20 protein-coding genes are annotated in these 18,742 nt (G+C 48.3%); 14 read left to right on the forward strand and 6 right to left on the reverse strand.

Annotated features, from left to right (window positions below; all coding sequences use genetic code 11):
• Positions 1-58: 58 nt before the first annotated feature.
• Together KDK15_RS07895 and arsC are read right to left on the reverse strand one after the other, a co-directional pair.
• Complete coding sequence (locus KDK15_RS07895; RefSeq protein ID WP_257294816.1) at positions 59-439, reverse strand: DUF2069 domain-containing protein; 381 nt, start codon at positions 437-439, stop codon at positions 59-61.
• 2 nt (positions 440-441) lie between these two features.
• Positions 442-789: an arsenate reductase (glutaredoxin) gene (arsC, locus tag KDK15_RS07900; RefSeq protein ID WP_257294817.1), complete on the reverse strand. Its 348-nt coding sequence runs from the start codon at positions 787-789 to the stop codon at positions 442-444.
• Between the two features lie 200 nt (positions 790-989).
• Between arsC and KDK15_RS07905 the strand changes: the two genes are divergently transcribed.
• From KDK15_RS07905 to KDK15_RS07915, 4 genes are all read left to right on the forward strand, one after another.
• Positions 990-2,225 (forward strand): YihY family inner membrane protein, encoded by a 1,236-nt coding sequence (locus KDK15_RS07905; protein WP_257294818.1) that lies wholly within the window; start codon positions 990-992, stop codon positions 2,223-2,225.
• A 104-nt stretch (positions 2,226-2,329) separates the two neighbouring features.
• Positions 2,330-2,440, forward strand: a complete 111-nt coding sequence (locus KDK15_RS21190; RefSeq protein ID WP_373691350.1) for a hypothetical protein — start codon at positions 2,330-2,332, stop codon at positions 2,438-2,440.
• A gap of 74 nt (positions 2,441-2,514) precedes the next feature.
• The gene (locus tag KDK15_RS07910; protein WP_257294819.1) at positions 2,515-3,006 is read left to right on the forward strand and encodes a TlpA disulfide reductase family protein; all 492 of its coding nucleotides are present in this window, start codon (positions 2,515-2,517) and stop codon (positions 3,004-3,006) included.
• The gene (locus KDK15_RS07915; protein ID WP_257294820.1) at positions 2,999-3,271 is read left to right on the forward strand and encodes an acylphosphatase; all 273 of its coding nucleotides are present in this window, start codon (positions 2,999-3,001) and stop codon (positions 3,269-3,271) included. Before KDK15_RS07910 ends, KDK15_RS07915 begins: the two co-directional genes overlap by 8 nt.
• Here the strand turns inward: KDK15_RS07915 and KDK15_RS07920 are convergent.
• Positions 3,268-3,801 (reverse strand): lytic transglycosylase domain-containing protein, encoded by a 534-nt coding sequence (locus KDK15_RS07920; protein WP_257294821.1) that lies wholly within the window; start codon positions 3,799-3,801, stop codon positions 3,268-3,270. The genes KDK15_RS07915 and KDK15_RS07920 overlap by 4 nt on opposite strands.
• Positions 3,802-3,907: 106 nt before the next feature.
• On the reverse strand, positions 3,908-5,626 hold the full coding sequence (locus tag KDK15_RS07925; protein WP_257294822.1) for a proline--tRNA ligase: 1,719 nt from the start codon (positions 5,624-5,626) through the stop codon (positions 3,908-3,910).
• Between the two features lie 219 nt (positions 5,627-5,845).
• Between KDK15_RS07925 and KDK15_RS07930 the strand changes: the two genes are divergently transcribed.
• Complete coding sequence (locus tag KDK15_RS07930) at positions 5,846-6,301, forward strand: HIT domain-containing protein (RefSeq protein ID WP_257294823.1); 456 nt, start codon at positions 5,846-5,848, stop codon at positions 6,299-6,301.
• 134 nt (positions 6,302-6,435) lie between these two features.
• A complete protein-coding gene (locus tag KDK15_RS07935; RefSeq protein WP_257283124.1) occupies positions 6,436-6,636 on the forward strand; it encodes a SlyX family protein in 201 nt (66 codons plus the stop codon).
• Between the two features lie 84 nt (positions 6,637-6,720).
• Here the strand turns inward: KDK15_RS07935 and KDK15_RS07940 are convergent, their stop codons facing one another.
• Positions 6,721-6,972 (reverse strand): cold shock domain-containing protein, encoded by a 252-nt coding sequence (locus KDK15_RS07940; protein ID WP_257294832.1) that lies wholly within the window; start codon positions 6,970-6,972, stop codon positions 6,721-6,723.
• A 1,160-nt stretch (positions 6,973-8,132) separates the two neighbouring features.
• Here KDK15_RS07940 and KDK15_RS07945 point away from each other — a divergent pair.
• The 7 genes from KDK15_RS07945 (at position 8,133) to KDK15_RS07975 (ending at position 15,755) form a co-directional block, all read left to right on the forward strand.
• Entirely contained in the window at positions 8,133-8,474 is a 342-nt protein-coding gene (locus KDK15_RS07945; protein ID WP_257265655.1) for an HU family DNA-binding protein, read from the forward strand.
• Between the two features lie 192 nt (positions 8,475-8,666).
• A complete protein-coding gene (locus KDK15_RS07950) occupies positions 8,667-9,992 on the forward strand; it encodes an OprD family porin (protein WP_257294824.1) in 1,326 nt (441 codons plus the stop codon).
• A 466-nt stretch (positions 9,993-10,458) separates the two neighbouring features.
• Positions 10,459-10,935, forward strand: a complete 477-nt coding sequence (locus KDK15_RS07955) for a hypothetical protein (RefSeq protein ID WP_257294825.1) — start codon at positions 10,459-10,461, stop codon at positions 10,933-10,935.
• An 86-nt stretch (positions 10,936-11,021) separates the two neighbouring features.
• Positions 11,022-12,566 (forward strand): hypothetical protein, encoded by a 1,545-nt coding sequence (locus KDK15_RS07960; RefSeq protein WP_257294826.1) that lies wholly within the window; start codon positions 11,022-11,024, stop codon positions 12,564-12,566.
• Between the two features lie 228 nt (positions 12,567-12,794).
• Complete coding sequence (locus KDK15_RS07965; RefSeq protein WP_257294827.1) at positions 12,795-13,067, forward strand: zinc ribbon domain-containing protein; 273 nt, start codon at positions 12,795-12,797, stop codon at positions 13,065-13,067.
• A gap of 94 nt (positions 13,068-13,161) precedes the next feature.
• Positions 13,162-14,946, forward strand: coding sequence for an aspartate--tRNA ligase (gene aspS, locus KDK15_RS07970; protein ID WP_257294828.1), 1,785 nt, complete (start codon positions 13,162-13,164; stop codon positions 14,944-14,946).
• Between the two features lie 62 nt (positions 14,947-15,008).
• A complete protein-coding gene (locus tag KDK15_RS07975) occupies positions 15,009-15,755 on the forward strand; it encodes a YebC/PmpR family DNA-binding transcriptional regulator (RefSeq protein ID WP_257294829.1) in 747 nt (248 codons plus the stop codon).
• A 139-nt stretch (positions 15,756-15,894) separates the two neighbouring features.
• Here the strand turns inward: KDK15_RS07975 and KDK15_RS07980 are convergent, their stop codons facing one another.
• Positions 15,895-17,004, reverse strand: a complete 1,110-nt coding sequence (locus tag KDK15_RS07980) for a phosphoribosylaminoimidazolesuccinocarboxamide synthase (protein WP_257294830.1) — start codon at positions 17,002-17,004, stop codon at positions 15,895-15,897.
• Between the two features lie 809 nt (positions 17,005-17,813).
• On the opposite strand from KDK15_RS07980, the gene KDK15_RS07985 reads away from it, so the two are divergent.
• The gene (locus tag KDK15_RS07985) at positions 17,814-18,677 is read left to right on the forward strand and encodes a tetratricopeptide repeat protein (protein ID WP_257294831.1); all 864 of its coding nucleotides are present in this window, start codon (positions 17,814-17,816) and stop codon (positions 18,675-18,677) included.
• Positions 18,678-18,742 lie beyond the last annotated feature (65 nt).

Below are 18,742 nucleotides of genomic sequence, written 5' to 3' on the forward strand. Positions count from 1 at the left end.
TATTGCGAGGAATTCCAACGAAGATCCAGCTGTTCAAAATGGCTGCGCAGTTCATTATTTAGAAGGTGGAATTGGTATAACTCTCCACTAACCGGTTCGCTTGAGCCTGCCAGCGTATAAACATCATGGAAGCAATAAATAACAGTACGCTGAATCCGGTGATTAGCCAGCCCTGGGGTTGTTCCGGCCTGAACCAGGCATCAAGAACGCCACTGATAAAATAAAAGCAAAGGATAAAACAGAGCCAGGATGCTGCTCTCAGACCACGCTTCAGAAAGCCGGGAAGCGGTAGCAGCAGTGGCAGTATCTGCAGAGCGGAGATACCAAAGATTGACCCTTGGGGTGGATTCAACCACCAGGTTTCTGCCAGTAGAGAGAGAATCAGGCCAGCATAAAGTGCAAGGCAGACTTGATAGATTCGGTTAGCTTTTTGCTGCATTGTCAGAGAATCTCAAGCACAGACTCAGGGGGGCGGCCAATTCTGGCTTTTTCGCCGTTGACCACAATGGGGCGCTCAATCAACCTGGGAAACTCGCACATAAAGTTGATCAGTTGCTCTTCCGTCAGGGATGGGTCTTTGAGGTTATTATCCTTGAACTCCTGTTCACCTTTACGGAGTAGGTCCCGGGCATTGATGCCCAGTTTGCCCAGAATGGCTTTCAGTTGATCCGCATCTGGTGGGGTTTCCAGGTACAGTACCACCTCAGGACTGATTCCCTGCTGTTCCAGAATGCCCAGGGTTTGACGGGATTTTGAACAGCGTGGATTATGAAAGATAGTAATGCTCATGATGACCTTGCCTTGTCACAGACCTATAGATATTTTCCGCAAAGCCTACCAATCTCTGTGGATACTCTGCAAATCATTTGTAATACCAATTCCACCATAGGAGCTTCTAAAAAGTTGACTGATATCATAAGGCGGGAGAGGTTTAGCGATTCAGATCAGTGTTCGGTACACTTACCTTTCTGTTTGACAGGGAGTTCATCATGGCAACGGTTTTGCAATTCTGGTCATCCTTCCAGAGCTTTGTCACGGCGGTTATTAAACGCTTTCTGGATAACCGCTGCATTGAAAATGCAGCGGCACTGACCTATACGACGCTGTTTGCTGTGGTACCACTGATGACGGTAACCTACAGTATCCTTTCAGCGGTGCCCAGTCTTCAGGATGTTGGAGACACCATTCAGAACTTTATCTTTACCAGTTTTGTGCCTTCTACGGGGGAAATTGTTCAATCCTATCTGAACGATTTTTCCCAACAGGCAAGAAAATTAACCAGTATTGGTGTCGCTTTCCTGCTGGTCACTTCCTTTCTGATGCTGAGAACCATTGATAAGGCCTTGAATAATATCTGGCAGGTGGCACATGTTCGCCGGGGCATGACCGGTTTCCTGCTGTACTGGGCCATTCTCAGCCTGGGGCCTGTGCTATTAAGTGCCGGTTTTCTTACAACTTCTTATCTGGCTTCCCTCAAACTGGTTTCTCATACCACAGCCATTCTGGGTGGAGAGCAGTGGCTTCTGCGCCTTATGCCGGTTTTTCTCAGTACATTAGTCCTTACCTTGCTGTATACGGCTGTGCCCAATAGAAAAGTGCCGGTTCGTCATGCGCTGGTTGGTGCGGTTTTTGTTGCCATTCTGGTTGAGTTGGCCAAGGCTGGCTTTACCTTATTTATTACTCTGTCGCCTACCTATCATCTGATTTACGGTGCTTTTGCTGCTGTGCCTCTGTTTCTGCTCTGGGTGTATCTGAGCTGGCTGATGGTGTTGTTTGGTGCGGTGCTGGTTCGATCCCTGGATCTTTATGGCAAACAGGTTGGTGGTGAGCGCCCACACCCGTTAATCTCGATTTTATTAATCCTTAAGCAGTTGCAGGAAAAGTTCGAGCAGGGGCAGGGGTTGCATTACACCGATCTGCGCAAGCGTGATCTTCCGGTTTCTCTTGATGATTGGGAGAGTCATACCGTCCGGCTGATGGAAATGGGGTTGATCAACAAGAATGATGGTGGAGAATGGATACTTGCCAGGGACCTCAGGCAGATCAGCCTGTTTACTTTCTGTGAACAGTTGCCCTGGCCGATGCCTCAGGATGAGCAGCTCCGGAATATTCTTATCGCTGATGATCCGAACTGGTTATCTGACTTTATTCAGAGAGCGCAGGCAGTAAACAGTGCCCGCCTGGAAGCGCTGGATTGTTCGCTGGATCAATTACTGTCTAAATAGTGGGTATTGCTCTTGCCGGGACTGACCTGAACAATCATTCATTGATCATCCCGGGTTGAGATTCCCTTGAGTCGGGCAAGGCAGCCTTTGGTCAGCTTGATCAGGTGCTGTCTGTGGCTAATACTGAATTGCGTCTGTTTGGTAAGCCGGAACTTCGTGGGAGCCCGGCGGATAGGCTTGGTTCTGGCTACTACGACCAGGGCGTTGGCAGGTAAAGCAGAAATGGAGAGTTAGTGGGGCTGCATGACATAGTGCAGCCTGCCCGATGAATGTTTTTCTGGAGGTATTCGTGAGGATAACAAGAACATTGGAATACTTTCTGGTGGTTGTAATGTTGGGGGCTCTTGTGGCCTGTAGCAAGCCAGTGACTTTTATGGATTTAAACGGGGATCCTGTTTCCCTTGCCAGTGATAATGATCAGTGGCTCGCGTTGAATTTCTGGGCAGAATGGTGTGACCCATGCCGGGAGGAGATTCCGGAGCTGAATGAGCTGGCCAATGATGGTCAGGTCAGGGTGCTTGGCGTTGATTTTGACAGCAGCCAGGGGGACTCTTTAATCAAGAAGGCAAAAGCACTGGATATTCGTTTTCCGGTACTTCAGGAGTCACCAATGACAGCGTTGAACGAGCCTCCTCCCCAAGTGTTACCCGCTACTTATATTATTTCGCCGGAAGGCAAAGTAGTGACCAAACTGTTTGGACCACAGACCAGGAAAAGCCTTGAAGAGCAGATTAATAAGTTAAGTAAACACCAATTACAGGAAAACTCGTCAAATGGCTGATGTATGCAAGAGAGCCTTTGTTGAAGGTAGGGTACAGGGTGTCTGGTTTCGGGGCTCAACCCAGGAGAAAGCCCGTCAGCTGGGCATCGGTGGCTGGGCAAGAAATCTGCCGGATGGACGGGTTGAAGTGTTGATGTGTGGCTCAAAAGAAGCCGTTGCGAAGCTGGAGGAATGGCTTCATAAAGGACCACCTCTGGCCAGGGTGGTTAATATTTCCATTGCCGAAGAGTCGCTGCAGGTGTTTGACTCGTTTACCACGGGTTAATTCACAACCCAATGACGCTCCCAGTTGGTTAATACGCGCTCCGGATACCAGGTTTTGCCCAGGCTGCCATTATACCGGGCCAGTGCCCTGGTCAGATTGCCCTTCTCCTTCTCAAGGTAGTAACTGAGAATGGTGCAGCCATAGCGCAGGTTGGTCTGGATGGTGATGAGGTTATCCTTATCCCGGCCAATAACATCCTTCCAGAACGGCATAATCTGCATCAACCCCAGGGCGCCAGCAGAAGAAACAGCATATTGGTCAAAGGCAGACTCTGTCTGGATCAGCGCCAGCACCAGTTCCGGTTGCAAATCAACCTTGGATGCTTCGAAATGAATCATCCTGAGCACCTTGAGGCGAAGGTCCGGGTCTTTAATAAACCGGGCCAGACGGGCAGACATATCAACCAGCCAAACCTCGGCTTCAAAATGATCGTCAAAGCTGCTGGGTTGATCCAGTGAACGTGACAGTACTTCCTGTAAAACAGGGTCGTGCCATTCCGCCTGACTGGCTATTGGCATGAGAAGAGGCATGACAAGAACGGCCGCAAACCCCAAAGCCCGTAAAAGGGCTTTGGGGGTGGCAGTTTTCAGCAAGCTACTTATAGCGGGTAAAAGGCTGTCAGCAGATAAAGTACCGCTAACGATTTGTGCGTTCTTTAAGCAGTTCGATAATTTCACTGAGCTGAATATCTTCTTTCTCTTTTGCAGTCCGGTGCTTGTATTCCACCATACCATCGGCCAGACCCCTGTCACTGAGAACCACACGGTGTGGAATACCGATAAGCTCCATATCGGCAAACTTAACTCCGGGGCTGGCTTTTCTGTCGTCCATCAGAACTTCAAAGCCTGCAGCCGTCAGTTCCTGATTGAGTTTTTCGGCCGCTTCACGGACTACTTCGGATTTTTCGATCTTCAGAGGCACCAGGGCGATCTGGAAAGGCGCGATGGCTTCTGGCCAGATAATTCCTCGGTCATCGTAGTTCTGCTCAATGGCTGCAGCGGCGGTTCTGGACACGCCGATGCCATAGCAGCCCATGGCCAGGGGAATGCTCTTGCCATTTTCACTGAGAACCGTGGCGTTCATGGATTCGCTGTATTTGGTACCCAGCTGGAAAATATGGCCAACTTCGATACCACGTTTGATAAACAGCTGTCCTTTACCGCAGGGGCTTGGGTCACCTTCCTGAATATTGCGCAGATCTGCAACGCGGCTGAAGGTGCAGTCACGCCCCCAGTTGATGCCGAAGTAGTGCTTGCCTTCGATATTGGCACCCGCACCAAAGTCGGCCATTTTCTCTACGGTTCGATCGACAATCACCGGGATTGGGCAGTTAACCGGACCGAGGGAGCCAGGGCCAGCACCCATGATGCCTGTAACTTCTTCTTCAGTGGCAAAATGCAGTGGGGAGGCAACATCCGCAAGGTTTTCAGCCTTGACTTCGTTAAGCTCGTGATCGCCACGGATCAACAGGGCAATAAAGTCACTGTCAGCGTCTTCAGCAGCAGCGACAATCAGGGTCTTGATGGTTTTTTCAACAGGCAGGTCGAACTGATCTACCAGCTGATCGATGGTCCGGGCATCCGGAGTTTCCACCAGTGTCATCGCTTCAGAGGGGGCAGGGCGGTCACCTGCTGGGGCAATGGCTTCTGCTTTCTCAATATTGGCTGCGTAGTTGCTCTGGTCACTGAATACGATGGCGTCTTCACCGGATTCAGCCAATACGTGGAACTCCTGGGAACCACTGCCACCAATGGCACCACTGTCGGCCTGCACCGCACGGTATTCAAGACCCAGGCGGTCAAAAATACGGCAGTAGGTGGTGTGCATATTCTGATACTCTGCCTGCAGACACGCTTCAGAGGCATGGAATGAATAGGCGTCTTTCATCAGGAACTCGCGGCCGCGCATCAGGCCAAAACGTGGGCGACGCTCGTCACGGAATTTGGTCTGGATCTGGTACAGGTTGATCGGCAGCTGCTTGTAGCTGTTCAGCTCGTTACGGGCAATATCGGTAATGACTTCTTCATGGGTTGGGCCAATAACAAAATCACGACCGTGGCGATCCTGAAAGCGCAGCAGTTCAGCGCCAAATTGATCCCAGCGACCGGTTTCCTGCCACAGTTCTCCCGGTTGAACTGCGGGCATCAGGGTTTCCAGTGCGCCGGAGCGGTTCATCTCTTCACGGACAATGTTTTCTACTTTCTGCAGAACTCTAAGACCCAGGGGCAGCCAGGTATAGAGGCCGGATGCCAGTTTACGGATCATACCGGCACGCAGCATCAGCTGGTGGCTGATGACCACGGCATCGGCAGGTGTCTCCTTAAGGGTTGGAATCAGATACTGACTGGTTCTCATGTGTTCGTTTACCAGGCTGTTCAAAAAAAGCGTGTCAAAATTTGACGTCAATTAATGCGTCATTTTAAGGTCAATTGGTTATTATACCAACCGCTGTTGCAAAATCCCCTGTTGTTGATTAATTGTTCTGACTTATCCCTTTTTACTGGGTCATACCGGCTGGAAAAAGGGAGTGGCTTGAACTAAATAAAAATCCCTTTTCTATTCTATTTTCTCTGGATGGGCTGTGCCGTGAGTAGCTTTGAACTGGATCCCCAGCTGGCAAGAGACTGTGTGGTTATTGGTGATTTTCCTGTTTGTCGCCTTTTGCTGATGAACGATAGCCAGTATCCCTGGTGTATCCTGGTTCCCCGTATCCAGGGAGTGGAAGAGATTTATCAGTTGGAGGAAGCGGCTCAGCAACAGCTGCTTTTTGAATCCTCATATCTGGCGGAAATGCTGCAGGTGCTTTTCTCCGCGGATAAGATGAATGTGGCCGCGTTGGGTAACGTGGTTCGACAGCTGCACGTTCATCATATTGTCCGTTTCAGTACTGATGCAGCCTGGCCAGCGCCTGTCTGGGGCAGATATCCCGCCAGACCTTATACTGATGAAGAACTTTCAGAGGTTATAAGAAAGCTGAAAACGGGTATTGCCGATATGCCTTCTTTTCAGTGGGTTCAGTCTGACAGGTAAGCTAAATTTGGAAGGCTGAAGTTCAAGGAGTAGACTGCGCACATTAATCTACTTCCAGTTGCCTGTAACCGATCTTTTTAGGATTGTTGATGACTGGAAGTGGTTTGGCTGGTTGCCTGTGGGAGTAACAAACGATGCAAGATGAACTGCTTGAGCTGCAAACCCAGCTGAGTTATCAGGAGGATACGATTGCTCAATTGAATGAAGTGGTTACCCGGCAGCAGAAAGATATTGACCGGTTGACTGAAGCCATGGCGCAACTGAAAAAGCAATTTGAAGAGATGGTTGCTGAACAGTTGGAAAGTCAGGAAGAGTTACCTCCTCCCCACTATTGATAGTGATCAGGCTGTGATATTGATTAGACGGCTCTGGATTCTTCTGGCTGGTATATCTCTTTCCAGCCAGAAAGCAGGAATGGTCTATCTTCCTTTTGGTACGGCAATAACATCTTCTGCCTGAAGGCCTTTGTCCCTCTCAACCACAATGAACTCAACCCGCTGTCCCTCACTGAGGGTTCGGTGTCCTTCACCACGTATGGCACGATAATGGACAAATACATCTTCACCCATATCACGGGTAATAAAGCCAAATCCTTTAGTGACATTGAACCATTTGACCGAGCCGGTTTCCCGGCCAGAGTGGTCAAACGGTTCAGCCGATGAGCCGGAAATACCGGGCAGGTTGGCGATGACATGAAACAGGGTGCCAGTGCTGATTGAAAATAACGTCATCTGGTCGAGAGTCACTCCAGACATCATCAGAGTATTGTTATAGGCGAAACCAACAGCCGCTGTAAGTGCTGAAAACAGCAGGATGGACCCTGCTATCTGCAGCCACCGTTGGAAGCCATTGCGTCTGCTCAGGTAGGCTCCTGTCATCAAATTTAATGAAGCTGCCATCAGTAACAGGGCGACCACCGGGTTGGCTGGGTTGGCAGCGGCTGTTGATGGCTGGTAGAGGTTGGTCATGATGGCAATGACGAAAAAAAATGCCAACAGGCCGGTTAAAAGATGAACTATTTTTAAATGTTTCAAGGCATGTTCCCTTAATTTGTTATCAGTATCAGTTGAAAACATCGAGCCCTTCTACGCGTAAGCTTTTCAGAACAGCAGCCATCCGTGAAAACAGAATCTGGTGCATAGCTGTCGTGCATTTTTGATCATGACTAGCTGAACAGCTATCTGGTTACAACATTGAGCCCGACAAACACATTGTGCAACTTTATTATGATGGAACACATGGTTTCCCATATCAGTGGTTAATGTACCTTTATGGTGTTTTTTTCTCAAATATTGACGAGCCTGCTGGAAATTTAACATGAATAGAGACACTTCACGGATGGTTCAGGTAAGTGGGAAAGAGTCTGTAAACAGCGCTGTGAACTTTCTGATGGTTTGTTAGAAGGCTTGATTGACTCTGTTATTTAGGTATGAATCTTTTGGTAAAAAATGCTCGACGTGGAAAAATACCGATATTATAGTGGTATTCAGTACCTTGAATATCTACTGCTACCGTCTTCTATTACCGTCTGTAATGTTATAGAAATGTTTAGAGGTTGTTGGTTGTTAATGGATAGCGGTTGTTAATAGATAGTGTTGTACTCATGGAGTGATAAGGCAATTTTGGTAATGTCTTATTGAGAAGGGAGGTATGAAATCTGCCCGGTGCTGTGGCAGATAATGCAGTAGCTGATGGTTGTAGTTAGCTGGCAAAAGCAGATCGCTTTATTCCAGACGACAGCAAAAACATTGGCAAGCGCTCAATGCCCTCTTTCAAAAGGGAAAGCCTAAAGGGAAGGCTTAAAAGAAATTTTCATCAGGAGAGTACGACTATGGCTGGGAAAAAAGCACCCGCAATCAAGGAAAAATACAGCAAAACCCAGATGCTGGCAGAAATTGCAGAAAATACCGGGCTTAGCAGAAAGCAGGTTAGTGCGGTAATGGATGAGCTGGGTGATCTGGTTGAACGCCATATTAAAAAACGGGGGTGTGGTGAATTTACATTGCCCGGGCTGTTAAAAATCGTGACCAAGAAAAAACCGGCGCAAAAAGCCAAAAAAGGTGTACCAAACCCTTTCAAACCCGGCGAATTAATGGATGTGCCAGCCAAACCCGCTTCTATTCAGGTAAAGGTAAGGCCATTGAAGAAGCTGAAGGAGTTTGCAGCATCGTAGGCTGCTCTTAACAGCTGCGCAACCTAAGGAGCTTAGCGGCTCCTTTTTTATGGTTGCAATTTTTTCAGGGTTATAGAAAAATGACTTCACATTGCGAAAAGGATGTATATCGCCAAGGGGAACTGCTTATGTCAGTTGGTGGTAGTCGCAATAATATACACAACACAAAGTACTCAGGGAGCAATTCCGATTATGAAAACCCTCGCTAAAAGCGCACTGGGTGTAGCCGTTGCTGCAGCTGTTGCCGCTACCTCTGTTCAAGCTTCTGAAGCTGTGACTATGGATCCGAGTCTGACGTTTACCTACAAGAACTACTACTTTGATACAAACAATAAAGATGCCGGTAAGAAGAGTGGCCATGACTGGTCTCATGCATTGATTGCTGATTTTGATACTGGTTATGTCAATGATCTGGTTGGTGCGGTTGTAACTGCCGGTTACGCTGGGCCGCTGGATGTTGATTCAGGATTTGCTACTAACGTTGCTGGTGGATCTGATGGTAAACAAGATGATGCCATTTCCGGGTTTCAGCAGGCTTACCTGAAAGCAAAGCACTCTTTCAGTGGGGTTGATTTTGAAGGTACTGTTGGTGTCAAGAAGCGTGGTTTGGAAACTTATTCTGATTCCGGTTCACGTGTTCTGGCGGCCAGCTCTACAGGTTTTGACTTGTCTGTTGGGTTTGAAGGCGCAAATCTGTATTACACCGAGTTAACAGGTTTTAGTGAGCGTAATACTTCCACTCTGAGTAATGACTTGGTATTGGGTTACACTGAGTACGGCGCTGATATCGACAGCGAAGATGATGATACAGATGTACAGTTGGCTGTTGAGAAAATTCAAATCTTGGGTGCCACATATAGCTATGAGGGACTTGATCTTGCGGCTGAGTATGGCAAGTCAAAAGAAGCCGTCCAACAGACTCTCTTGAAAGCGGGCTATAGCTTTGAGTTGGATGATGTTAGTTCTGTGGATTTAGATGCACGATATGGTCGGTCTAAAAGTGCTGGAAATCTCGGTGATAAGGCATTTGGATCTGACTATAAGTCTAAATACTATAATCTGAATGCTACCTACAACTATGGATCTGCTTATGTTGGCGTTGGTTATAACAAGACCAAAGACAATGATTATGTAGATTACTACGTATCTGGTAATAATGACTCCTTCAACTCAAGCTTGGCTCAATGGGAAGACTACTCCCTTGCAGAAGAGAAAGCCTATTTGGTGAGTGCAGGTTATAACTTCGCTGATCAGGGGCTTGACGGTCTGAGCTGGGATCTATGGTACGCCAAAGGTACTGATGCTAAAGAGATTGTTGACTTTAAGCGTAGAGAGTATGGAAGTTATGTATCTTATGCATTTGATGGGTCTCTTGAAGGTCTTTCCTTAGCTTGGTTGTATGTGAACTACCGTGCTCAGGGTGGTGCTGATGATGCAAAAGATCAAGGGCGCTTGGCTTCTCTCTATGATGCAGATATTAACCGTCTCTACCTGACTTACTCTGTTGCTGCATTTTAAGCAGTTAATTGCTTAAGTTGAAAAAAGAGGGCGTATGCCCTCTTTTTTTGCTTAAAAATTAGTGAATGAATATTCCAGATGCCTTTTAATCAGAGTATGCCAATGCATACAAGTATTTCATTATCTGACTTGCTTATCTCGGTGATGGCTTTATCAATGAGTTATTGTACGTTCTGAAGCTTCAGTCAAATCCCTATGAGCTGGTTTTTTTGAAACAAGTAGTTAATTTCCGGGTTGTATTCACTCTCTCTTGAAGTTTCTGTAAATTCCCAATGATTGATTTTTAATTCAGATGCTGGGTAAAAAAAACAGATAGCACGGCGATTTGAATAACCGTTTGATTTTTAACGTGATTGGGTTGGCTTTCTGTCTTGTTACTACTAATGATGAATGGGTATAAACATAAACTGGTTATAATTGAATAATACCTTAAATAATTTTATCAGGGATGAGGCTTTTGAGGGTTATGGATAATAAGGCTGATCAGCCGTCCTCAGCGCCACTTTGGCTCGCTTATCTGGCTAAGGGTGGCACCATGAAAGAACTTCGTAATATGGACCAAAGTCAACTTGATGCCATGTACAGGGTGGCTTTTGCCCAGTTTAATTCCGGTCATTATAACGATGCATTAAAGATCTTCCGACATCTTTGCCTGCTTGATCATACCAGCTATTCCTATTTTCTTGGCCTGGGCCTGTCTCAGTATGAGCTTTCCCTTTTTGCCCAGGGTGCGGCAACGCTGGCTCATGGGGAAAAGCTTGATCAGAAGGACCCAAGGGCTTCACTGATGATGGCTAAATGCTTTATTGAGATTGAACGGTGGTCTCTGGCCCAAAAAGCCTTATCAGAGGCGGTGATGAGAGCGAGCCAATCTGCCCGTTGGAAAGATGAGCTTCAGCAGGCGAAAAAATTGACCAGTTTTGTTGGTGGCAAGTTGCAGTGAAGATGTTCCGGGTATTGTTTGTTGCCCGTTAAAGAATATTGGGCAGGGTGATTTTCAGGCATGGCAGGGTCAGGGAGGGCGTTATTATGTCGAGTTTAGTTGGAGAATCGGGTGGTGTACAAACAGGAATTACTCCTGCTCCGGGCGCACCGGTTAACGTTTCGTCAGATCCCGGAAATGGGGTAAGTAGTGGCTACAGTTCAGCAAACTCTGTCTCGCAAGCTGGGGGTTCCAGTTCGGGCGGAAGCCAGGCGGGTGTCTCTTTGAATGCTCCTGCAGGTAATGGCGTTGGTGGTGTTAATTATCTGGCGCAGGCGTTGCAGAGCAAGCTTGATACGTTCCGTGCCACGATTGCCTATAATAATGCGTTGGCTCCGGGGGAGCTTTATTTTTCTGATACCCAGAACCTGTTGTTGTCCTTAAGAGGTATAATTAATGACCTTAAGGTACTTAATAGCGTGACAACGATTGAAATACGGGCTGCAGACCGGCAGGCACAAGTCTCTCTCTCATTGGAAATTGGTGCATTAAAAAAATCGATTGAGGGTACGCAGAATTTGATCAATAGCAAACAGGCAGAACGGGATAAGGCTTCTGACAGTCAGAAGCCAGCACTGGATGTTGAAATAGAAAAATTAAAAGGGAAGAAAATGAACGAGGAGGTACGACTTACGGCAAAAGAGGGGCTGTTTTTGATTAGTGGTGAGGATAATGCGGCCAGGGACCTGATGGTCCCCCTGGTGAAGCCTGTGAGTCCGGAATCACTGGAATCCGGTGAAGAGCAGCTGGATGAACTTAAACATGAATTAAAGGTAATAGAAAAGCGTTTTGACAGTGACGAGGTTCGCTCCAGGCTGGCCAGTCTTATTGTTGCTGAGTACGAAAGGAAGACCGTTCGGGAATCTGATCGTGACGTTAAAAGTCTTAAGCACCAAGGTGTTAAAGGTTCTACTGAGGATTTGAAATCGCTGGTAAGCCCGGAGTTGGTTGATAAGCTGTTCAGTTTCTATTCGGCTCGAGATACCTCTGCACTGGCCGCTGTGAGAAGTCAGTCCGCTCCATCTGAGCAACAGTTAACTGATGCTGCTGAAGGTCTGGCTCTGTTACTGCTTGCCGAGCCACCGGTGACAGGCAGTGAAGAAAATCCCGTCGATCAGCCATACCCTGGCAATAGTCCCGTTATTAAGGCTGCCGATAATTCACAGGCTTCGATGCTGTTTGCACAGCCACTGGTTACAGACAGTAAAGAAAATACAGTCGATCAGCCATACCCTGGCGATAATCTCAGTCTTGAGGATGCCAAAAAATCACAGTCTCTGATAACGCTTGCAGAGCCACCTTTGACAGCCAGTGAAGAAAATCCCGTCGATCAGCCTTATCTTGGCGATAGTCTCAGTCTTGAAGGGGCCAATAATCCACAGGCTTTTGCACTGCTTCTTTTAAAAGAGCGAATGGCTGATATGCAAGAAGCGCTGAGTAAGAAATCTGGTGGGGGTATTGTTGACTCTGTTGAGTCTAATCAGCTTGCCCAACTGCTTGAAGCAGAGCGAGAGGTCGATGCCATGGTTATCGAAGCGGTCAGGGATCGGGAACGCTATGAGGCGGATATGGCCAAATCTCATCCGGTTTGAGGGACAATATCGAAGATAGAATAGACCAAAAAAGGATTCGGTGTTGTTAATCCTATTTGATAAGCCGTACTGGTGATCAGTGCGGCTTTTTTTGTTTGACAACGGCTGACTCTGCCTGTCTTTGGGGTATAATGGCCGTTTTTCTGCGAATCAGTAAACGTAAGCACCCCAGTTCAATGCGATATTGATGGTGCTTGCTGTTGTAAGTAAAAGGATAGGCCAGCGTCAATGCCGATCTATGAGTATCAGTGTGAGCAATGTTCCGAAGTGACTGAAGCGATTCAAAAATTCGGTGATGAACCGTTGAGTGATTGCCCTGTCTGTGGCCACGCAGCACTGAAGAAGCTGTCAAGCGCGTCGGCCTTCAGGCTGAAAGGTGGTGGTTGCTATGAAACCGACTTCAAAGGAGGCAGTGAGAAAAACCTGTCTTCCAGTGATAACCACTGTCCAGCCAGGGATAGCAAGAGCAGTTGTGCCGGTTGCCCTGCAACCAGTGAATAAAAGAGTTGCCCGGCAACCAGTGATTGATCCACTTCCTTTCAGCCCGGCGGCTGTATGGATGAAATCCAGTTGAATTCCTGATTTGAGGTATATTATGCGCAGCCATTATTGCGGCGAACTGAATCTTTCCCATGATGGGCAGGAAGTCACCCTCTGCGGTTGGGTACATCGCCGTCGTGATCACGGTGGCGTGATTTTCCTGGACCTGCGTGATCGCGAAGGCCTGGCTCAGGTCGTGGTCGACCCTGATACTGAAGAAGCGTTTGCACTGGCTGACAAGGTGCGGAGCGAATATGTCCTGAAAATTACCGGTATCGTGCGCCCCCGTCCGGAAGGCACTGTGAATAGCAATATGTCTACCGGTGAGATTGAGGTGCTGGGTAAGCAGGTGGAAATCCTTAACCAGGCTCAGACTCCGCCTTTTCAGATTGAGGGTTATACCGACGTGGGTGAAGATGTTCGCCTGCGTAACCGGGTTGTTGATCTGCGTCGTCCTGAAATGCAGGAAAAACTGATTATCCGCAGCAAAGCTACCGCCGTAGTGCGTCGCTTTATGGAAGAGCACGGCTTTCTGGACATTGAAACACCGATACTGACCCGGGCAACTCCGGAGGGTGCCCGGGACTACCTGGTGCCCAGCCGTGTGCATCCGGGGCACTTCTACGCACTTCCCCAGTCTCCACAGCTGTTCAAGCAGATGCTCATGGTGTCTGGCTTTGATCGCTACTATCAGATCGTCAAGTGTTTCCGTGATGAAGATCTGCGTGCTGACCGTCAGCCTGAATTTACCCAGATTGATATTGAGACCTCCTTCCTGGATGAAGCTCAGATCATGGGAATTACTGAGTCCCTGATCAAAAAACTGTTCATGGAAGTGAAGAGCGTGGATCTCGGTGTCGAATTCCCACGCATGACCTATGCCGAAGCCATGAGCCGTTATGGTTCTGACAAGCCAGACCTGCGTATTCCCCTGGAGCTGGTGGATCTGGCTGACCTGATGGCCGGTGTTGACTTCAAGGTATTTAAAGGGCCGGCAGAAGATCCTAAAGGCCGTGTTGCCGCGCTGAAAGTGACTGGCGGTGCTGAATTGAGCCGTAAGCAGATTGACGACTACACCAAGTTTGTCAGCATCTACGGTGCCAAAGGTCTGGCCTGGATCAAGGTGAATGAGCTGGAGAAAGGGGTTGACGGCCTTCAGTCGCCAATCATCAAGTTCCTGGGTGATGATGTCACCATGAATATCATGTCCCGTATTGGTGCTGCCAATGGCGACATCGTCTTATTTGGTGCGGATAAAGAAACGATTGTGAATGAGGCGCTGGGTGCTTTGCGTTGTAAGGTGGGTGAAGATCTGAATCTGTATACCTGCGACTGGGCGCCATTGTGGGTTGTTGACTTCCCAATGTTTGAAGAGACCGATAATGGTTCCCTGACTGCGCTGCACCATCCATTCACGGCACCAACCTGCTCTGCGAAAGAGCTGGAAGCTAATCCTTCTCAGGCACTTTCCCGTGCTTATGATATGGTTCTGAATGGCTATGAAGTGGGTGGTGGTTCCGTCCGTATTCATCGTCAGGAAATGCAGCAGGCGGTATTCCGTGTACTGGACATTCAGGAAGAAGAGCAGCGTGAGAAGTTTGGCTTCCTGCTGGATGCCCTGAAGTACGGTGCGCCACCCCATGGTGGTCTGGCGTTTGGTCTGGACCGTCTGGTGATGCTGCTGTGTGGTACGACTAACATTCGTGAAGTGATTGCCTTCCCGAAAACCCAGTCAGCTTCCTGTTTGCTGACTCAGGCTCCGGGTGAAGTGGAAAGTCAACAGCTCCGTGATCTGAATCTGCGCATTCGTCGTGATCCGGCATCTGCAACCAGTCACTGATTAATCATGGCAGCCTCTCAGTGGAGCGGTTGCCAGCAAAGCGTTTTTAAATAGAGGTTTCTATGGCAGGTCATAGTAAATGGGCCAACATCAAACACCGTAAGGCTGCGCAGGACGCCAAGCGGGGCAAGATATTTACCAAAATCATCCGCGAACTGACCGTTGCTGCGAAGCAGGGCGGCGGTAACGTTGAGGATAACCCGAAGCTGCGAGCAATCGTTGATAAAGCCCTGGCCGCCAATATGACCCGGGATACCATTAACCGCGCTATTGCCCGTGGTGCCGGTGGTGAAGATGATTCCAATATGGAAGAAGTCACCTATGAAGGGTACGGTGCTGGTGGTATCGCGGTTCTGGTTGAGTGCCTGACGGATAACCGTAATCGGACGGTGGCTGAAATTCGTCATGCTTTTTCCAAGCATGGTGGTAACCTCGGAACCGATGGTTCCGTTGCTTATCTGTTCGAACGCAAAGGCCAGATCTTCTTTGAAGAAGGTATTGATGAAGAGCAGCTGATGGACTCAGCCCTGGAAGCCGGTGCTGAAGATGTCATCACTAATGATGATGGCTCAGTAGAAGTGCTGACTGAGTGGACTGAATTTATGGCTGTTAAGGACGCTCTGGAAGCGGCAGGGCTTTCACCTGCTGGCGGTGAAGTTGCCATGATCGCTTCTACGCAGGCAGAGCTTGATCTGGGCGGGGCCGAGAAAATCATGAAACTGATTGATCGTCTGGAAGATCTGGATGATGTTCAGAATGTCTATACCAATGCGGACATTCCTGCAGAAGTCATGGAGCAACTGGGCTGAGTTCTGGTATCGATTGTGTTAACTGAAAGCCTGGATTGCTCCGGTTTTTTTTATTTGCCCGGCGAAGCGGGCAAACCCGTCAGGCTGAAAGAAAACCTCTGATATCTATCGTTGAACACCCGTTGTTTCTATTAATGGGTTACATGGAATCGATCAAACCATACTCATTATCCAGAATCTCAATAATCTCTGCCTTGGGGTTTTCAGAGAGGTTGAGAGGCTTTCCGGTAATCTTTTCAGCGATCTCTGTATAGGTTCGGGAGAGGTCCATCAATGCTCTTACCGGCAATGCATGATGTCTGGCAAGGGCTTCCCGCTCCGGCATTCTCTCTTTATTCAGCAGGATATCAGGATCAGGGAAGTGATTAAGCAGAAACTGCCTGAAGCTCTCTTTTGAATTTTCAACCACCTGACCTTGACGATACGCTTCACCATCCCAAATCCTGGACGAGTCAGGCGTGCCAACCTCATCCATATAAATCAGCTTTTCCTGTCCACGGGCATCGGTGACGTAACCAAACTCAAATTTGGTGTCGACAAAAATCTGGTCAAGGGATGTCAGGGACTGGCTGATAACATGGAAGCCTTCCTGAAGCAGGGTTTCGTAGCGGTCAATATCGTCAGGATTACGAAAATTGAAAGCCGTGTAATTATCTTCAAGGTCCTTCCGGGTAATATTGACGTCATCAGCCTCAGGCACTCCGGGAATGCCCCTTAATACGCCCTTGGTTGATGGGGTAATCAGTAGCCCTGGCAGTTGTTGATCTTTCTCCAGTCCTTCCGGCATTCGTATACCGCAGAACTCGCGCTCGCCTTTGCTGTAGGCGCGCCACATTGAGCCGGTAATATACTGGCGACCGATGGCTTCAATCATCACAGGTTGTGCTTTCTGGACAATCCAGACCAGTGGATGAGGGATATCCAGGATATGGCTGTCAGCCAGGCCATGTTGCCTGAAGAGATCGAACCAGTGGTTAGAGATCGCATTTAACGCAGCACCTTTGCCAGGGATACCGTTCAGTCCCCCTTCACCCTGCCAGATACAGTCAAAAGCACTGATTCGGTCAGAAATAACCATAATGGCCAGTGGTGCACCTGCAGCGACATCAAAGCCTTTTTCGTTGATGATCCGCTGGCTGTCAGCTTCGGTAAGCCAGTAAACTGAGCGTACCTTGCCGGAGTGAATAGGAAGGTCGGTGCGAATCGGGAGATCGTTGTTTTCGGCCAGGACCTTATCAGCAAGACTCATTGCAGCTACCTGTTCTGTGTTCTGTTCTGTAATGACGATTTATTACGAATGATGGCGGTACAACTATACCTATACTCAGCTATACCCAGCGCAAGGTGTGACCGTGGATGTTCAGGTTCGAAATCATAGCAAATAACCCGTGTTCTCTACAGGAAAAATGAGCAGAACGTCTCTCTACAGATCTGGGGTTTACTCATTTTGGATCTGGTTTATTAATAACTGTTTGTTATTAAGGCTTTGTTCCGGGATTTTCGGTATGTGCCTCAGGGCTCTGGTCGGAAAGGGTTGGTAAAATTTTTTTATGCACAAATGTCAAGCGATTGGCGTGTATTTTTTTTCGCTTCCATAAGTGACTGATTTTGTAAGCACTTATCCTAAGTTATTGAAAAATATAGAGAAAAAATAGATCAAAAAATAATCAGTTTAATAAGGAGGTAGTAAACATCGGTCTTTGTGACGGGTTGTGAGGGATCATCCACAAACTTATCCACAGATTCTGTGGGTAAAGTAATGTTGGCAGTGCCGGGTTAAAGCCTGGTTATACAAAGTGCTGTTAATTCCAAGATATTCTTAAAGAAAAGGTTTGTGCTGTCGGGTTGATACTCCGGTGGATTGCGGCGAAGTGTTTAATCACATTGCTTCAGGCAGAACTTGATCGCTAAAAAACGGCGGGTTAAAAATGCTGGCAAAGACCTTATTGTCAGTTGAAAGTATCATTATTATTCCCTCATCGTTCAGTGGTCATTGCAGTTAGTTAGAAGAGTGGCATAGGCCCTGATTTCAGCAGGATTTTCAAGGTGGCAAATGTGATGAATGAGCAAAGCTTCGTGGTGGATGTGACAGAAGCGAATATTCAGGAAGTGCTTCAGCAATCCGCAGATCAGCCAGTGCTTCTTTATATAGGCATGCAGAGTGATCCGGCCTGCTCGGCTCAACTGGATGTTCTGGAAGCGTTGGCTGCCTCTTATCAGGGCAAGCTGATACTGGCGAAAGTGGCAGCAGAAACCGAGCAGATGCTGGCGCAGCAGCTGGTGAATCAACTGCAGGTAAGAGCGTTACCCGGGCAGGTGGTTTTGCACCAGGGAAGACCGGCTCAGGTGTTCAGTGGACCTCAGTCAGAAGAGCAGCTTCGTGAAGTACTGGATCCCTTGACCATGAGTCCGGCAGAAAGGATTCGTCAGCAGGTTGAAGCGCTGATGGCTGAAGGCGAGGCTGGCCAGGCACTGAAGTTACTCCAGAATATTTTGCTGGATGAGCCTGATAACCATGCCCTGCAAGTGTTGCAGGTGAATCTACTGCTGGAGCTGGGTCGCATTGATGAAGCCCGTCAGTTGATGGCTGTGCTCCCCGCAGATGCAGAAGGCATTGCCCAGCCGAAAGCCAAGCTGTCTTTCTACGAAATGGTTGCGGATGCTCCTGCCCGGAATGCGTTGGAAGCCCGACTGGCGGACAATGAAAATGATCATGAGGCTCGCTACCAGCTGGCGATTCGGTTGGTGATTGCTGACCAGAATGAAGAGGCGCTGGAGAATTTGCTGACGATTGTTCGCCGGGATCGTGAGTTTCGTGAAGATGGTGCCAGGCTGCTTATGTTGCAGGTATTTGATCAGCTGGGGCAGGGTAATCCGATTGCCAAGCGCTATCGCGGTAAGCTGTTTGGCTTGATGCACTGATTTTTTTGAGCCACAAATGCCCATGGCGCGAGAAAATGTTTTGCGCCACCCTCAGGGATGAAAAA

Source organism: Endozoicomonas sp. YOMI1 (assembly GCF_024606345.1).
In the GTDB taxonomy this organism is placed as follows: Bacteria; Pseudomonadota; Gammaproteobacteria; order Pseudomonadales; family Endozoicomonadaceae; genus Endozoicomonas.

What these genes read in the sequence shown, in the direction of transcription:
- KDK15_RS07895 (WP_257294816.1), bottom strand. Translation starts at nt 439, where the DNA reads ATGCAGCAAAAAGCTAACCGAATCTATCAAGTCTGCCTTGCACTTTAT.
- arsC (WP_257294817.1), bottom strand. Translation starts at nt 789, where the DNA reads ATGAGCATTACTATCTTTCATAATCCACGCTGTTCAAAATCCCGTCAA.
- KDK15_RS07905 (WP_257294818.1), top strand. Translation starts at nt 990, where the DNA reads ATGGCAACGGTTTTGCAATTCTGGTCATCCTTCCAGAGCTTTGTCACG.
- KDK15_RS07915 (WP_257294820.1), top strand. Translation starts at nt 2,999, where the DNA reads ATGGCTGATGTATGCAAGAGAGCCTTTGTTGAAGGTAGGGTACAGGGT.
- KDK15_RS07920 (WP_257294821.1), bottom strand. Translation starts at nt 3,801, where the DNA reads ATGCCTCTTCTCATGCCAATAGCCAGTCAGGCGGAATGGCACGACCCT.
- KDK15_RS07925 (WP_257294822.1), bottom strand. Translation starts at nt 5,626, where the DNA reads ATGAGAACCAGTCAGTATCTGATTCCAACCCTTAAGGAGACACCTGCC.
- KDK15_RS07930 (WP_257294823.1), top strand. Translation starts at nt 5,846, where the DNA reads ATGGGCTGTGCCGTGAGTAGCTTTGAACTGGATCCCCAGCTGGCAAGA.
- KDK15_RS07935 (WP_257283124.1), top strand. Translation starts at nt 6,436, where the DNA reads ATGCAAGATGAACTGCTTGAGCTGCAAACCCAGCTGAGTTATCAGGAG.
- KDK15_RS07945 (WP_257265655.1), top strand. Translation starts at nt 8,133, where the DNA reads ATGGCTGGGAAAAAAGCACCCGCAATCAAGGAAAAATACAGCAAAACC.
- KDK15_RS07950 (WP_257294824.1), top strand. Translation starts at nt 8,667, where the DNA reads ATGAAAACCCTCGCTAAAAGCGCACTGGGTGTAGCCGTTGCTGCAGCT.
- KDK15_RS07955 (WP_257294825.1), top strand. Translation starts at nt 10,459, where the DNA reads ATGGATAATAAGGCTGATCAGCCGTCCTCAGCGCCACTTTGGCTCGCT.
- KDK15_RS07960 (WP_257294826.1), top strand. Translation starts at nt 11,022, where the DNA reads ATGTCGAGTTTAGTTGGAGAATCGGGTGGTGTACAAACAGGAATTACT.
- KDK15_RS07965 (WP_257294827.1), top strand. Translation starts at nt 12,795, where the DNA reads ATGCCGATCTATGAGTATCAGTGTGAGCAATGTTCCGAAGTGACTGAA.
- aspS (WP_257294828.1), top strand. Translation starts at nt 13,162, where the DNA reads ATGCGCAGCCATTATTGCGGCGAACTGAATCTTTCCCATGATGGGCAG.
- KDK15_RS07975 (WP_257294829.1), top strand. Translation starts at nt 15,009, where the DNA reads ATGGCAGGTCATAGTAAATGGGCCAACATCAAACACCGTAAGGCTGCG.
- KDK15_RS07980 (WP_257294830.1), bottom strand. Translation starts at nt 17,004, where the DNA reads ATGAGTCTTGCTGATAAGGTCCTGGCCGAAAACAACGATCTCCCGATT.
- KDK15_RS07985 (WP_257294831.1), top strand. Translation starts at nt 17,814, where the DNA reads ATGAATGAGCAAAGCTTCGTGGTGGATGTGACAGAAGCGAATATTCAG.